The sequence below is a fragment of the Pandoraea sp. NPDC087047 genome, assembly GCF_044745225.1.
Taxonomy (GTDB): Bacteria; Pseudomonadota; Gammaproteobacteria; order Burkholderiales; family Burkholderiaceae; genus Pandoraea.
Map to the genome: position 1 here is coordinate 422392 of NZ_JBIUZU010000001.1, position 13801 is coordinate 436192.

Annotated in this window: 15 protein-coding genes and 1 pseudogene; 7 read left to right on the top strand and 9 right to left on the bottom strand. The window is 63.4% G+C overall.

Annotated features, from left to right (window positions below):
- Positions 1–9: 9 nt before the first annotated feature.
- Together ACIPHM_RS01760 and ACIPHM_RS01765 are read right to left on the bottom strand one after the other, a co-directional pair.
- Positions 10–519 carry a TonB-dependent receptor domain-containing protein gene (locus ACIPHM_RS01760; protein WP_400323879.1) on the bottom strand — a complete coding sequence of 170 codons (510 nt, stop codon included), beginning with the start codon at positions 517–519 and terminating at the stop codon, positions 10–12.
- A complete protein-coding gene (locus ACIPHM_RS01765; RefSeq protein WP_400323881.1) occupies positions 516–1760 on the bottom strand; it encodes a TonB-dependent receptor plug domain-containing protein in 1245 nt (414 codons plus the stop codon). Before ACIPHM_RS01765 ends, ACIPHM_RS01760 begins: the two co-directional genes overlap by 4 nt.
- Positions 1761–2150: 390 nt before the next feature.
- Here ACIPHM_RS01765 and ACIPHM_RS01770 point away from each other — a divergent pair, with 390 nt between their 5' ends.
- Positions 2151–2438 (top strand): YciI family protein, encoded by a 288-nt coding sequence (locus tag ACIPHM_RS01770; RefSeq protein WP_400323884.1) that lies wholly within the window; start codon positions 2151–2153, stop codon positions 2436–2438.
- A 235-nt stretch (positions 2439–2673) separates the two neighbouring features.
- On the opposite strand, the gene ACIPHM_RS01775 is transcribed toward ACIPHM_RS01770, so the two are convergent.
- The 5 genes and pseudogenes from ACIPHM_RS01775 to ACIPHM_RS01795 all read right to left on the bottom strand — a co-directional run bounded on the left by ACIPHM_RS01775 (position 2674) and on the right by ACIPHM_RS01795 (position 5618).
- Positions 2674–2907, bottom strand: a complete 234-nt coding sequence (locus tag ACIPHM_RS01775) for a hypothetical protein (protein WP_400323887.1) — start codon at positions 2905–2907, stop codon at positions 2674–2676.
- 219 nt (positions 2908–3126) lie between these two features.
- Entirely contained in the window at positions 3127–4494 is a 1368-nt protein-coding gene (locus tag ACIPHM_RS01780; RefSeq protein WP_400323890.1) for an ATP-binding protein, read from the bottom strand.
- Positions 4491–5050 (bottom strand): annotated as a pseudogene (locus tag ACIPHM_RS01785) (response regulator). The gene ACIPHM_RS01780 and the pseudogene ACIPHM_RS01785 overlap by 4 nt, the downstream one beginning before the upstream one ends.
- Before the next feature lie 8 nt (positions 5051–5058).
- Positions 5059–5250: a hypothetical protein gene (locus ACIPHM_RS01790; protein ID WP_400323893.1), complete on the bottom strand. Its 192-nt coding sequence runs from the start codon at positions 5248–5250 to the stop codon at positions 5059–5061.
- A complete protein-coding gene (locus ACIPHM_RS01795) occupies positions 5247–5618 on the bottom strand; it encodes a GFA family protein (protein WP_400323896.1) in 372 nt (123 codons plus the stop codon). Before ACIPHM_RS01795 ends, ACIPHM_RS01790 begins: the two co-directional genes overlap by 4 nt.
- A 216-nt stretch (positions 5619–5834) precedes the next feature.
- Here ACIPHM_RS01795 and ACIPHM_RS01800 point away from each other — a divergent pair, with 216 nt between their 5' ends.
- Complete coding sequence (locus tag ACIPHM_RS01800; RefSeq protein WP_400323899.1) at positions 5835–6362, top strand: thioredoxin family protein; 528 nt, start codon at positions 5835–5837, stop codon at positions 6360–6362.
- A gap of 29 nt (positions 6363–6391) precedes the next feature.
- On the opposite strand, the gene ACIPHM_RS01805 is transcribed toward ACIPHM_RS01800, so the two are convergent.
- Positions 6392–6835 carry an Rrf2 family transcriptional regulator gene (locus tag ACIPHM_RS01805; protein WP_400323902.1) on the bottom strand — a complete coding sequence of 148 codons (444 nt, stop codon included), beginning with the start codon at positions 6833–6835 and terminating at the stop codon, positions 6392–6394.
- 333 nt (positions 6836–7168) lie between these two features.
- Between ACIPHM_RS01805 and ACIPHM_RS01810 the strand changes: the two genes are divergently transcribed.
- From ACIPHM_RS01810 to ACIPHM_RS01830, 5 genes are all read left to right on the top strand, one after another.
- On the top strand, positions 7169–8776 hold the full coding sequence (locus tag ACIPHM_RS01810) for a hypothetical protein (protein WP_400323905.1): 1608 nt from the start codon (positions 7169–7171) through the stop codon (positions 8774–8776).
- Positions 8777–9070: 294 nt separating this feature from the next.
- Complete coding sequence (locus tag ACIPHM_RS01815) at positions 9071–9574, top strand: inclusion body family protein (protein WP_400323908.1); 504 nt, start codon at positions 9071–9073, stop codon at positions 9572–9574.
- An 81-nt stretch (positions 9575–9655) separates the two neighbouring features.
- A complete protein-coding gene (locus ACIPHM_RS01820; protein WP_400323911.1) occupies positions 9656–10198 on the top strand; it encodes an AidA/PixA family protein in 543 nt (180 codons plus the stop codon).
- 278 nt (positions 10199–10476) lie between these two features.
- Positions 10477–11712 (top strand): amidohydrolase family protein, encoded by a 1236-nt coding sequence (locus ACIPHM_RS01825; RefSeq protein WP_400324305.1) that lies wholly within the window; start codon positions 10477–10479, stop codon positions 11710–11712.
- Between the two features lie 183 nt (positions 11713–11895).
- Positions 11896–12735, top strand: coding sequence for a bifunctional allantoicase/(S)-ureidoglycine aminohydrolase (locus tag ACIPHM_RS01830; protein ID WP_400323914.1), 840 nt, complete (start codon positions 11896–11898; stop codon positions 12733–12735).
- A gap of 66 nt (positions 12736–12801) precedes the next feature.
- On the opposite strand, the gene ACIPHM_RS01835 is transcribed toward ACIPHM_RS01830, so the two are convergent.
- Positions 12802–13704 (bottom strand): LysR substrate-binding domain-containing protein, encoded by a 903-nt coding sequence (locus tag ACIPHM_RS01835; protein WP_400323917.1) that lies wholly within the window; start codon positions 13702–13704, stop codon positions 12802–12804.
- Between the last annotated feature and the right edge of the window lie 97 nt (positions 13705–13801).

The following is a 13801-nucleotide window of genomic DNA, read 5'->3' on the forward strand; positions in this document are numbered from 1 at the left end:
CCCGCTCCGTCAGAATGCGTAATTCAGATTGACGTAATAGTTGCGCCCGGCCTCCGGATACCCTTCGGTGTAGGCGTAGTTGCGATCGAAGATGTTGCGCACGCCGAACTCGGCTGTCACGTTGTGCACGACCTTCCACGCCAGCTTGGCGTTCGCGATACCGAAGCCTGCGGCCACGCGGCGGCCATCGCTCGAACTCACGCGCGACGACGTGAACTCCGTGTCGCCGCTCAACGCGATCTTCGATGTGATGTTCCATTGGCCGTACAGGAACCACTTGTGACGCGGCACGTCGGTGAGCACGATGGACGGATCGCTGCGATTCTGGCGGTTCAGGTAGGTGTAATTGCCGCCGACTTCGATGCTGTCGCCGATCTGACTGTTGACGGACAGTTCGACGCCCTGCGCGGCCACGTGCCCGACGTTCTGCATCTGCGTGCATGGCGGGCTGCTGCACGCGCTGGCGGGAATGGACGTGCCCTGAATCAGATCCCGGATATCGCTATAGAACAGGTTCACGGTGCCCATCGTGCCCGGCGCGTGATCCGCTTGTCGTAGCTCACGCCCGCCTGCGCGGAAAGCCGGTCGGTGAATTCGTGGGTGTCCTCGATGCCGAACGACAGCGTGGCGTCCTCGAAATGCTGATCCGGCTTGCCCGCATTCATCTCGTGGTGGAAATCGTTCTTGATATGCGCGGCGAACTTCAGCGTGTTTGCGGCGAACAGCTTCGTACCGACTTCGGCGCTCGCGCCCCAGGTATGGTCGTCGTAGGACGAGTTCGACGACGACTTCTTGAGTTGCGTCGAGTAGGTGGCGTCGTCGTAAATGCTCAGCCCGTTCTTGTAACGGTCGTAATACGCACGAAGTTTGAGATAACTGTCGTCGCCCAACTGGGTGCGCGAGATGTAATACAGGCTCTCCTTGTCCCAGTACGGCCAGCGCCAGTAGCGCGGCGTTTGCGTCGGATCGGTTCCGGCGTAAGGGGGATTGCCCTTCGAGCCTTGCTGATTGATGTAATTCAGCGAGTATTCGTCGGTGGCGTTCGGCGTCAGCCCGATCTTGACGTTGATCTTCCTGTCGCGGCTATCCGAGTTGTTGCGCCGTCCGGGGCCCTGGTACGGTGTGCCCTTGAACGTGTCGGAGAGCGTGTAGAAGTCGCGCTCCAGGTACGATCCGCTCACCTGGAAGTACCACATGCCCTGGTTGCTGCCCAGGTTGAAGTTGCCCTGATAGCCGTTGTTGGCGAGTTGACGGTCGAACATCAACCCGCCGCCGATGTTGCCTTCGAACTTGCTCTGCGGGCGCTTGCTGACGAGATTGATCACGCCACCCAGCGTGTTCGGCCCGGCAAGCACGGTGCTGTAGCCCTTCTGAACTTCGATGGTGCCGATGTCGAACGTCGTGAAACGCCCCAGATCGACGTATCCGTCATACGACACGTACACCGGAATGCCATCGATGAGCAATGGCACCTGGCGCATGTCGAAGCCGCGGACATAGACCATCTCTTCGTTACGCGGGCCGACCTTTGAAATATTCACGCCGGGCAGCATATCGAGCGCTGCGCCCACCGTCAGACGGCTGGCCTGCTCGATCTGCTCGGCGTCGAGCGTCTCTGTCCCGGTGGGAATCCGGTCGCTCTTCGCTGTGACGTCCACCCGGCCCAGTTCGAACACCGGTTCCTCGGCGGCGTAGCTCATCGGCGACGACATCGCGGCCGCCACCATCCACGGAAGCTTCCGCTTCGACAGTTTCTTCATCGTAAAGCGCACTGCTTTTGTCCCCTCTCGTTCTTGTTGTTCGTCGCCATTCGGCATTCGTTATATATTCGCCTATACAGCGATGGCCGTGCCAAAAGCCAAGCGCAGCAAGGCGCTACAGGACCCTCAAGGGTCCGGCTCGGCATTTTGGGAACGGTTTGCGTGAAACGCGGTTGCGCCGTGCGAAACAGGCAACGGCGGTGCGAGTGTAGGGGAAACGGCGTGACGAGGGAAGTCGATGAACCCCTATGAAGCACATTCGGTGTCCGTGATAACGCTTTTCGGGACGAGCGGTAATGGCGCGTCGCCGGGCTGCCTCACGCACGCGCAGAGGAATTGCTACACTCGCTCGCAAGCGGCAATTGCCGTGTTTTTGACTAGGCCTTTCCGATGTACATCGTCGAACTGACATACCTGCAACCGCTAAGCGCCATCGACGCTCAGCTCGAAGCGCACCGCGCGTTTCTCACCGCCCATTACGAGCGCGGGATCTTCATCGCCTCCGGACCGAAGCAGCCGCGCGACGGCGGCGTCTTCCTCGTCTCGGGCAAGATCTCGCGCGACGAACTCGATGCCCTGATCGAGCAGGACCCCTTCCGCATCCACAAGCTCGCCGATTACCGCGTGACCGTGTTCGATCCGATCAAGTCGCATCCCCAAGTCACCGATCTGCTCTGATCCGATAACACGGCCCGCGCCCATCGCAGTGTTTTGCATGGCGCGGGCCGTGGCTTTTGTATCGCGATACCGCGCCGATGAGGGCCCCCCTCGGGTGCCGCCAGCGCAGTACGGGACACATGCCTCGGACGGTTGGAGACGCATCCAACCGCCGGTTTTTAGACACTCGGCTAAAAGGGCCAGCAGCAGCGAAGTCCGACCGTCAATTCGATCGTCCGTGCCCGGCATGCCGTCGTCATGCGCCTTTGTACAGCGTCATGTTCAGGTGATCGATCTGGCCCGACGCCTCGGCGGTCTTCAATTCCGCCTTCACTTGTGCCGTGGAGAGCGAGGGGCCGTTGTCCGGCGTCCAGTGGGCGGCCGACACGGCATTGCCGGTGCTCGTCAGGATTTCATGGGTGCCGGCCGCATAAGCGACGCCAGCGGTGCCAAGGGTCGCGAGCGAAACAGCGATCAGAAGGGCTTTCATGGTGAAACTCCAAAGGATTCAAGGGGAGTAACGCGCGGAATTTTTCAGATTGGCTGAGGCGTTTGCCTCGTGCTTCTGTCGTTCCGCCGTTGACATCATTAAACCGCTCGGAAGTATCTTCAATTTGTCTGACGAGGCGCTCAGTGCAATCGCAAGTACCGGCAACACCGTCAGACAAACTACGATACAAAGTCCCTGCTCAATCGCCCCCCCGGAGGCTTACGCCCGGAGCGAAAGACACGCTTCCAGCCCGCCGCCCTCACGATTGCGCAACGTGAGCGTGGCGTCCATCGCCTGAGCCAGTTGACGGGCAATGGCCAGTCCCAGCCCCGTGCCGCCCGTGTGCCGATTGCGCGACGTCTCCAGACGCACGAACGGCGCGAAGACGGCTTCGAGCATGTCCTGCGCAATGCCCGGGCCGCGATCGGTCACGATCACGTCGATACCCTCTGCGCGCCGGGTCACTTCCAGATGCGCTTCGCTGCCGTACTTGAGCGCGTTGTCGACGAGGTTGCCCACGATGCGCCGCATCGCCTGCGGGCGCGTCACGATCGGGTGGCCCACCTGCCCCGCCAGCGTGACGGGCGAGCCCGCGTCGACGTAATCGCACACGAGACTGTCGAGCAACGCATCGAGGTCGACTTTGCACGGGGCTTCGGAGGCGCCATGCAACGTCCGCGCATACGTCACGCCCTCCTTGACCAGCGATTCCATTTCCTTCAGATCCTGCTGCAAGCGCATCGCCGAAGTCTCGTCGTCCATCGTGTCGACGCGCAAACGCATGCGCGTGATCGGCGTCTGCAAATCGTGCGAGATGGCCGCGAGAATCTGCATGCGCTCGGTCATATAGCCGCCGATGCGGTCCTGCATCGCATTGAAGGCACGGGCGGCACGGGCGACTTCCGAAGGGCCGTCTTCGCTCAAACGCTCGGCGCGCAAATCCGGGCCAAGCGTATCCGCCGCTTTGGCGAGCGCATTGAGCGGACGCGTCGCCACCCGAACCGCCAGCCAGCAGCACGCGGCGATCAGCAACAGTTGCAGCACCAGTACAGCAGGCAGCCAGCCGGAGAGCGGGAGGTTCGGCGTGGGGAAGACGTCGATGGTGAGTGGCGAGCCGTCGGTCAGGCGCAGATGGGCCTGAAGCTCGTCGGGGTTGCCCGGCACGCTAGTGACCGTCACCGGATACGACACGCCGATGGAATCTTCGATCACTCGCGCGACTTGCACTGCGGCACTTTCGTTGGACTTCCCGTGGGGAGCACCGTCCCCCAGCTCGAAGCGATAACTGCGCCGCGCCAGACGCGGCAACCACTGCGCGCGTTCGGCCGCCGGCAAATGATCGAGCAACGCCACCGAACTGGCGACTTCGCTCTCGATATAGGTGCTCATCATGTTCGACGTCACGCGATTGCGCTCGGTCATCGTGAGCCAGAACGAAAGCGCCTGCGCCAACGCGAGGCCGACAAAGAGGATGAGCGCAAGCCGCGCGAAAAGCGAATGCGGCCAGTGCCAGTGAATCCGTCTCTGCGGCCCGGGAGGCGGGGACGGCGAGGTCGACGGCGAAGCCGGTATCGAGGTCGGTGTCATTGCGCAGCGGCAACGATGGCGACGGCCGCGCAGAACACATACCCTTCGTTGCGCAGCGTCTTGATATAGCGAGGCTCACGCGCGCCGTCGCGCAAACATGACGCGCCGTGGTGTCCAGCCGCCACTCGCCGAAACCGAGAATCTCGGCCGTCTCCGTGATCTGTATGCCCGGCGGCAGCATACGTGTGCGACGCAGCACGGCTTTGATGCGGGCGAGCAGCTCGCGCACGGCAAACGGCTTGGCCAGGTAATCGTCTGCGCCCATTTCAAGCCCGACGATCCGGTCGGTCTCCTCGCTGCGCGCCGTGAGCATGAGCACCGGCACCGCCTTGAACTTGCCCGCGCGCAGCTCGCGGCAGAGCACGAGACCGTCTTCGCCCGGCAGCATCAGATCGAGCACGATGAGGTCGGGCGCGCCGTCGGCGAGCACCGTGCGCATCTCACGTCCGTTAGCAGCCACGCTCACTCGCATGCCGTTCTTTTCGAGATAGTCGGCAAGGAGTTCACGGATACCACGATCGTCGTCGACGATCAGCACATGATCGATTTTTTCCATGCGAACGATTATAGCGACTGGGGTTGCGACGCACGGCCGTTGCCGTCGGCGCACACATCCGGATCCTTGCGACGCCGCGCCCGCTCGGTTTCCGGCAACACGCGACGGCTGGCAGGCGCGAGATCGCATTGCAGCGGATGGACGGCTTCGACACTCAGGCCGCCCGCCAGAAACGCCAGCTCACTGAGCAGACGTCTCATGCGTCCTCCACCACGGAGAGCTTCTGACCGTCGGCCACCGAGGCGTTCAGGGCATAGGGATCGATGCCGTCCAGGCAGCCGATGTTCACGCGCCACATGCCGGGGAGCGTGCGCGAGGCATGAAACGTGTAGATGCCGCAGTGCTTGCAGAAGTAGTGCTTCGCGATACGGGTATTGAACTGGTAGCAGGTCAGATCATCCGCCCCCGAGAGGATATGCAGATCGGCCTCGGGAAACGCGGGCGACATCAGCGCGCCCTTGCGACGGCAGAGGCTGCAATTACAGCGGCTGGCCGGTTCGACCGGCGTGAGAACTTCAAAACGGACGGCCCCGCAATGGCAGGAACCTTGCAGCGGTTCGGACGACATCTCGACTCCGGGGTGAGCCCGCGCCGGCGGCGCGATCGCTGACTGCTTTATAGACCAAACGCCGCCCCCGTTTGTATCACTGTGCATCCGGGGGCCGTCCGGATACACGACATTGCCGAAATGGGGGCCCCCGCACACATGGCAGATACGCCTGCGCAGTGAAATACCACGACCGACTCACCCAAACCGTTGCACTGCTCTCAGGAGAAAATTGCCATGCTGACGCTGCTCAGAAGTGCCTTCGTTGCCCTCACCCTCACCGGGCTCGCGGCTTGCGCGCCGTCGCAGGCGCGGCCCGTCACCGGTGTCGCCGCCCCGGAATTCGCCGGCATCGACAACTGGCTCAACAGCTCGCCGCTCACAATGCAGCAACTGCGCGGCAAGGTGGTGCTGGTCGATTTCTGGACCTACTCGTGCATCAACTGCATCCACACGCTGCCGCATGTACAGCAGTGGTATCAGAAATATGAGAATCAGGGATGGGTCGTGGTCGGCGTGCATACGCCCGAGTACGCATACGAGCGCGATACCAACAAGGTACGTGACGCCATTCGCCACTTCGGTCTGACCTATCCGGTGGCACAAGACAACCGCTACGCGACCTGGAAGGCCTACGACAACCTGTACTGGCCCGCGTTCTATCTCGTCGACAAGTCCGGCAAGATCGTCTACACCCACTTCGGCGAAGGCGATTACGACAAGACGGAAGCGGCCATCAAGGCGCAGTTGGCGGCCCAGCAGTAGTCGGGGACGAAACCGGCGAAGGGCAACGCTCAGTGGGCCGACATCTCGCGCTGCGAACACAGGGCGTCGAAACGGTCGGCCAGATCGGCCAGCGAGATCGCGCCGAGCCGGGCGATGAGGATGGCCTCGGCCTCGCGCAACGCATCGTCGAGCGCCGCATTCACGGCGCGCTCGACGGCGCATTCCGGGTTGTCGCTTTCCACCCCGATTGCGAAGATATTCGGGCCGCCCACCGCGCGATGGATATCGAGCAGGGTCACGTCGCGCAGATCGCACGCGATGGACCAGCCGCCGCCATGCCCCTTGTCGGAGCGCACGTAACCGGCGTCGCGCAGGCCGGCCATGGTGCGTCTGACCACCACGGGGTTGGTGCGCAGCATCTGAGCGAGTTGTTCGGATGTGAACGGCGCGTCGTGCCGCGCCATGTGCAGCAGCACGTGGAGCATGCGGGAGAGTCGGCTGTCGCTTCTCATGGTGACCTCAACCTTCAAGTGCCTGACGGGCAAACCAGGTCATACGTCGCCGCGTGCTGATCGAACATCGCGATGGTGTCTTGTTGCATGGGCTGGCTCCCGCATTTACGTAACTTTTGATGTTTCATCATGCCATGATTTCGCGTTGTCACGCAAGTGCCGCCTGGGATCGGGGCCGGCGGGCGACGCACCGCCCGTCAGGCGCACCGCGATGGTACGCATGGAAATTGACAGGCCGCATTAAATAATGGCGTCTGCGAGTCGTTAATCCTCTTGATCGCCCCCAATTCCTTACCGGGGCTTACCAGAATAGGCCTGACGACACGCCCCCCGATGATGTCCATCAATACGGCAACCAACCTTCTCCCGTTGACGACCGGCAACATTGCGTCGCGCGCAACCAGTCCTGGCAGTGTGTCCGGCACAGCCGGGGCCAACCTGACGGCGTCCCAGATCGCCACGGACTCGACGCGCGTCACGCTCTCGCAGACGCCGCCCGTCGCCAACTGGCCGACGTACACCCAGCCGGTCGCCAACGGCGGCGCGCTGGTCTGGCGGCAAGTACCGTCCGATTCGCTCTCGTTGCTGATGTCCGGCAATGTCACGACATCGGCGCTGGGCAACCGTCTCGACCAGCTCGGGGCGAAACTGATGTCCGCCATCGCCACCGGGGCCACGTCGTACTCGCAGAGCGCGATCCGGTCGAACTCGGCCACGCCTGCGTCCGGCATCGATCTGGCGGTGCAGCAAGCGAAGCTTCAGTCGAGCGCCGACAACCGCTTTGCACTGTCGATCACGACCGCGAGCGGTGCGCAAGTGAGCGTTAAGCTCGGTAGCGACGACGACGGGCTGTCCGCCGAGTTCTCCGTCACGAACGGCACCCTCACGGACGCCGAACGCGATCAACTCGGCAAACTCGCCGACGCGTTCCAGAACGCCGTGAACGGTCTGGCCAAGCAGCCGCCGGTCATGGATTTCAGCGGGCTGACGGGGTTCGACACGTCGGTGCTCACGTCCGTCGACCTGTCGGCCACGCTCGGCGCGAACAGCACTACGCCGCAAGACATCAGCTTCCACGCCGATGCGACGCAGCGCTCGATGCATGTCGATGGCGCCAGTGGCAAGTTCGACGTCAACGTCGATCTGAAGAATCTGCAAACCATCGGCAGCCCCAAAGCACAAGCCGCCGCGCTCGACGCCTGGCTCACCCGCTTCGACACGGCGCAAACCCGTGGCAACGGCGACGCCTCGCTCATGCGCCTGTTCAAAGCCGCCTTCACCGACCTGAACAGCCACTATCCGGCGCCGGCCACGTTGCCGCGCATTGCGCTGAGCAATGCCGACAAGTCGGTGCTGAGCGGGCTGGCGGACTTCAGTGCGTCGATTTCGCAGACGACGAAGGCACCGAATCCGATGCGCCCCTCGGAAACCGATACGTTCGACTATCAGATCTCGCAGAACACCCAGATCGGCGGCAAGGACACGCTCAATCGCACCCTCCAGCAGCAAACCCAGGCCACGCTCTCCGCGAGCTATCACCGCTCGCTCTGGGCAGGCGTGCCGCTGAATCTGACGAGCGATCCGAAGTCGCAGAACTACGAGTATCTGAAAGTCCAGGACTCGGCAACGAGTCATGTCGACGTGGGCTACCGCGACGGGTTGCTCGCCCACGCGCAGGTTCGCCGCGCCGTCCGCCAGACGACGCAGGTGCAGCGCTACGAGATGGCCAAGCTCGTGAGCGACGTCACGACGCCGCTCTCCGCGTCGAGCACCACCGATCTGATGACGCTGCTCGAGTCCGTGATGCGTAACGACGCGGCGCGCGCCGGCAAGCCGTCTGGCGCCACTGCGGGCGACGGCGATGCCGCGAACGGCGAAATCCGCCAGCGCACGGCGCTGGAGATCGATCCGCGACGTCTCGACAGCTCCGCAAGCCAGTAACGACGCCGCTCAACGAAAGTCCCGGCAGCCCGTGCCGACATCGCGCATGGGCTGTTTTGTTGATATCCCTCCAATTCGCCGCTTGGTGCGCGCCTGACGATCGGGCGTATCCCGGGCGCGCGCCAAGCCTGACAACGCTTCGCCCGCCGATTGCACTTTAAGTGCACAGCCAGCGCGAGGTTGTCCATCCCCCATCCCCTTTCTATGCTTCACCGGTGAAACGCGTTGCGGCGTTTCCGGGCCGTCATCTCGCCTGATCGACGGCGTTCAACTCAGCCTTTCGTGGAGAAACACATGTCAGAAATCACCGATGTACTGGTCAGCATCGACACCAAGACGATCGTCGACCGGTACGGCAAGAACTCCAGCATGTCGAATCCGCCGGTCATCGACTTCAAGCACGTCTTCATGATCGTGACGCAGAACAATGTCGTGAGTGGACAGGCAGGCGGCGAGCTAGATGTCGCTGCGACCGTCGGGGACGTCATCCGCTGGCGCGAATGCTCTCTCTCGCTCGGTTTCGAGCAGTCCTGTATCTTTTACAAATTCATCGGCAACCAGGGCAACGACCTGATCTCGCCGCCGTCGCCACGGGAGGCGAAAGTCACCATCCCGGTGCCGAATCCGCAGGACCCGACCAAGCCGAAGAAACAAGAAGTCTCGAACTACTTCTGGTCGTGCGAAACGCTCAAGACAGGGCGCGTGACGTATCACTTCCAGTTCCAGATCCTGGATCGCAGCGGTAATCTGCTCGGCTGCTATCAGTGGGATCCGTTCATCTCCATTCGCAACAACTGACCCACGCCATGCCGCCGTCCGTCACGCGTGGTTCCGCGCGAGGCGGATCGCGGCGACGGCGGTCCAAGGCGAGGAGCCTTCATGTCCGACGCAAAGACCTGCGGCAACGGTGGCAACGGCGGCGATAGCGGCAACGCCGGCACCATCGCCGATGTGCTGCTCGTCATCGATACGGTGACACTGCTCGACAAACACCCCGAAGCGGCGACCGAACCCGTGGACGTCGACGGCGCCGAATGCTTCGCCCTGGCGCCCCGTGGCGATGCGCTAACCGGCTTGAGCGCCTCCAGTTGGCAGATCGACGTGCGCCCCGGCGCGCAGTTGCGGCTGCGCTGGACCCCGCTCGCGATGCGCGGCGAACATGCCCTGCTGTTACAACTATCGCTTGACGGCGAAACCACGCTGGGCAAGCTACAGCTTCACGTCGAAGAACACGCCGTGCGGTACGCGCCACAAGCGGGCACGCCCGAGGAGGCCGTCGCACACGAAGCGCCGGACGCTTTCTGGCAGGCGGCGGTCGTCGGCAGTGGCACGGCCGAGGTGAGTGTCGACGCCCTGGTCACGGATCGCGATGCGAACGTGCTTGGGCGCTTGCGCTGGCCGCTGCGGATCATTGTGCCGTAAGCCTCCCGCTGCCATGAACGCCCCAGACAAGCGCCGTACACCGGCGCTTTTTGCGTCGCCGCCAGCCATTCAGAAATCGAATGCCCCGCATTTTGATATTTAATTTGTCGATGTGCGACCGGTTCGCTATCTTGTAACGCTTACCCCGCCGTTTCACCCCCCACGAGACCCCGCGGCGCGGCTGCGCCCACCACACGCAACGCAGCGCCAGCGAGGCCCCGGGCAGTACAGAGGCCGCACCCATGTGTTCCACCCGTTCCCCGAGCTCCGCGAATTCCATTCATCATCGCGTTTTCGTTGGCGCCGTCGATGCCGATGGCAAGCCCATCACCCTTGTCACGCGCGACGCACGCTTCACGTACGTCGGCGCGCCCCTGCCGCAAACACCCGACACCCAAGGCGCGCAAGTCATCGATCTGCAAGGCAAACTCGTCTTGCCGGGCTTTGTCGACGGGCACATCCATCTGGACAAGAGCTTCGTCGGCGACCGCTGGCGCGCCCATCGCCCGGCCGCCACGCTGCGCGAGCGTCTCGCCGCCGAGAAGCAGCAGATTGCCGCGGCCGCGCCAATGGCCCAGCGCGCAGACACGCTAATGCGGCAAACGGTGTCGTTCGGCACGGTTGCCATGCGTTGTCATGTCGACGTCGACGCCAGCACCGGCCTCACGCATCTGCACGAGATCACGGCCATGCGCGATAAGTGGCGCGAATGGCTCGATATCGAACTCGTAGCGTTCCCGCAGGCCGGCGTGATGAGTTGCCCGGGCACTGCCGAGGTGCTGGAATCCGCGGTACGCGAAGGGGTTCAGGTCGTGGGCGGGATCGACCCGACAACGCTCGACGGCGATCCCCACGGTCAGTTGAACGTGATCTTCGGCATTGCGGAGAAACACGGCACGAAGATCGACATCCATTTGCACGAGCCCGGCGATATCGGCCTCGCGCAGTTGCATCGCATCGCGTCGCGCACGCAGGCGGCCGGATTGCAGGGACGCGTGTGCGTCAGTCATGCCTACGGCTTGGGCGACATTGGCGCCGCCGAGCTCGACATCATCGCCCGTGCGCTGGCCGACGCCGGCATCTCGATCATGACCAACGCCCCCGGCGACCGGGCGTTCCCGCAGATCCTGCGTCTGCGCGAAGCGGGCGTGCGCGTGTTCACGGGCAACGACAATATTCAGGACAGCTGGTGGCCGTACGGTAACGGCGACATGCTGCAACGCGCGATGCTCATCGGCTATCGCTCGGGTTTCTATACGGACGAGGATCTGTGCGTCGCGCTGGACATGGCGACGAATGCCGCCGCCGCGGTCGTCGGCAAGGCCGATTACGGCCTGCGCGCAGGCAACGAAGCGAGCTTCGTCGTGCTCGACGCACCGAACGCCGCCGCAGCCGTAGCCGCCGCACCGGCAGCCCGCGCAGTGATTCGTCATGGACGTTATTGGGGCGGCCCGGCGCAACTCGCGCTGGACCCCGCCCTGCTTCAAGACACAGCAGGGTCCACCCCGACCTGACTGTCATGCGCGACGCCGCCATCTGCAGCGGGCGGCGGCATCGCACGCGTTTGTCGTGCCGAGGTGAAGCGGTTTGTGCGCGCCCCCAGGCGCAGATCGTGGCCGAGGCGCCCGTCGACGAATGACTGACGGCGGACGACGAACGATGGGGAGAAAAACAGAATGACTCAGGAGCAAACAGCAATGTCGAAGACCACGTATTACGCGCCGCACGGCGGGCATCCGGGCCAAACGGAATTGCTCACCGACCGCGCCATGTTCACCGAGGCGTATGCCGTCATCCCGAAGGGCGTGATGCGCGACATCGTCACGAGCCATCTCCCGTTCTGGGACAACACCCGGCTGTGGGTGCTGGCACGTCCGCTCTCGGGCTTCGCCGAGACGTTCGCGCAATACATCATGGAAGTCGGTGCCGGCGGCGGCAGCGACAAGCCCGAGCAGGACGACAAGGCCGAAGGCGTGCTGTTCGTCGTCGAGGGCGAAATCACGGTGACGATTCAAGGCAAGGCCAACACCCTCACACCCGGCGGCTATGCGTTCATTCCGCCCGCGACCGACTGGCAACTGCGCAACAACAGCCAGAGCACCGCGCGCTTTCACTGGATTCGCAAGCATTATCAGGCCGTGGAAGGACTGCCGTATCCCGAGCCGTTCGTGAAGAACGAGCAGGACGTCGAGCCGATCCCGATGCCGGGCACCGATGGCCGCTGGGTCACGACACGCTTCGTCGACATTCAGGACATGCGCCACGACATGCATGTCAACATCGTGACGTTCCAGCCCGGCGGCGTGATTCCGTTCGCGGAAACGCACGTGATGGAGCACGGCCTGTACGTGCTCGAAGGCAAGGCCGTCTACCGTCTGAATCAGGATTGGGTGGAAGTCGAAGCCGGTGACTTCATGTGGCTGCGCGCGTTCTGCCCGCAGGCCTGCTACGCGGGCGGTCCCGGCCCGTTCCGCTACCTGCTGTACAAGGACGTCAACCGTCACATGACGCTCACGCTGGGTGCACAGCCGAAGTAAGCCCCCTGTGCCTGCGTTTCGCAACGTCTTGTGACATTTTGCGCAGGACTTCACCGCGCGTGTCGCCTATTTCGACGCGCGCGGTTTCGATGCCAGCATTCCCACGAGCACCTTGGCAAGTGCGCCCACCATGGCGTCGGCCGTCGGTCGATAAAAGATCGCCAACTCGAACGTATCGATCACCGGCAGCCCTTGCGCGCGGCCCAACACCACATGTCCCGGCAAGACAGCGCGCGGCGGCACCAGACTGATCCCCATTCCGTCGGCGACCGCGCCCTGAATGCCGCTCAGGCTCGAACTGGTGAAACTGATGCGCCAGTGGCGGCCCATCGCCTCCAGCGCATTGATCATGTCGTCGCGATACAGCCCGCGCGTCGGGAACGTGACGAGTGGCACAGGATCAAGTCCGAACGACGGATGCCGGGCGCTGTCGATCCACGCGAGTTTTTCAGGGCGGCTCGCCACCGGCTCACGACTGTTGCGACGCTGCTTGACGAGCACGAGATCGAGTTCGCCGCGATCGTAGCTGCCGAGCAGATCCCGGCTCAGGCCGCTGGTGACTTCGAGCTTGACCTGCGGATACTGACGGTTAAAGCGCGCGAGCACCTGTGTCGTGGCTCCCGTCGCGAAGTCTTCCGGCACGCCCAGACGCACCGTCACGGCCACCACGGCGCCGGAAAGCGCTTCGAACATCTGTTCGTTGAGCGCGAGCATCTGCCGCGCGTAGCCGAGCAACAGCTCGCCTGCGTCGGTCGCGAGCACTTCGCGATTGCCCCGGTCGAGCAGCTTGTGGCCCACCATGTCTTCGAGACGCCGCACCTTCTGGCTCACGGTGGACTGCGTGGAATGCAGACGCGCAGCCGCGGTGGTGAAGCTGCCGCAATCGGCCACCATGACGATCGAGCGCAACAGGTCCAGATCGAAGAGCGATCGATTCGGCGGTCGATTCGCTTTTGCACTGCCAGCCATGGCTTGTATTGATATTGTGGATGGATGGCAGCACTTGTATCACGCGCGACGCACGCCCGGCAACTGGGGTTTGCGGCGTTCCCGGGTGTCGCGTCGC

What these genes read in the sequence shown, in the direction of transcription:
- ACIPHM_RS01765 (WP_400323881.1), bottom strand. Translation starts at nt 1,760, where the DNA reads ATGAAGAAACTGTCGAAGCGGAAGCTTCCGTGGATGGTGGCGGCCGCG.
- ACIPHM_RS01770 (WP_400323884.1), top strand. Translation starts at nt 2,151, where the DNA reads ATGTACATCGTCGAACTGACATACCTGCAACCGCTAAGCGCCATCGAC.
- ACIPHM_RS01775 (WP_400323887.1), bottom strand. Translation starts at nt 2,907, where the DNA reads ATGAAAGCCCTTCTGATCGCTGTTTCGCTCGCGACCCTTGGCACCGCT.
- ACIPHM_RS01780 (WP_400323890.1), bottom strand. Translation starts at nt 4,494, where the DNA reads ATGACACCGACCTCGATACCGGCTTCGCCGTCGACCTCGCCGTCCCCG.
- ACIPHM_RS01790 (WP_400323893.1), bottom strand. Translation starts at nt 5,250, where the DNA reads ATGAGACGTCTGCTCAGTGAGCTGGCGTTTCTGGCGGGCGGCCTGAGT.
- ACIPHM_RS01795 (WP_400323896.1), bottom strand. Translation starts at nt 5,618, where the DNA reads ATGTCGTCCGAACCGCTGCAAGGTTCCTGCCATTGCGGGGCCGTCCGT.
- ACIPHM_RS01800 (WP_400323899.1), top strand. Translation starts at nt 5,835, where the DNA reads ATGCTGACGCTGCTCAGAAGTGCCTTCGTTGCCCTCACCCTCACCGGG.
- ACIPHM_RS01805 (WP_400323902.1), bottom strand. Translation starts at nt 6,835, where the DNA reads ATGAGAAGCGACAGCCGACTCTCCCGCATGCTCCACGTGCTGCTGCAC.
- ACIPHM_RS01810 (WP_400323905.1), top strand. Translation starts at nt 7,169, where the DNA reads ATGATGTCCATCAATACGGCAACCAACCTTCTCCCGTTGACGACCGGC.
- ACIPHM_RS01815 (WP_400323908.1), top strand. Translation starts at nt 9,071, where the DNA reads ATGTCAGAAATCACCGATGTACTGGTCAGCATCGACACCAAGACGATC.
- ACIPHM_RS01820 (WP_400323911.1), top strand. Translation starts at nt 9,656, where the DNA reads ATGTCCGACGCAAAGACCTGCGGCAACGGTGGCAACGGCGGCGATAGC.
- ACIPHM_RS01830 (WP_400323914.1), top strand. Translation starts at nt 11,896, where the DNA reads ATGTCGAAGACCACGTATTACGCGCCGCACGGCGGGCATCCGGGCCAA.
- ACIPHM_RS01835 (WP_400323917.1), bottom strand. Translation starts at nt 13,704, where the DNA reads ATGGCTGGCAGTGCAAAAGCGAATCGACCGCCGAATCGATCGCTCTTC.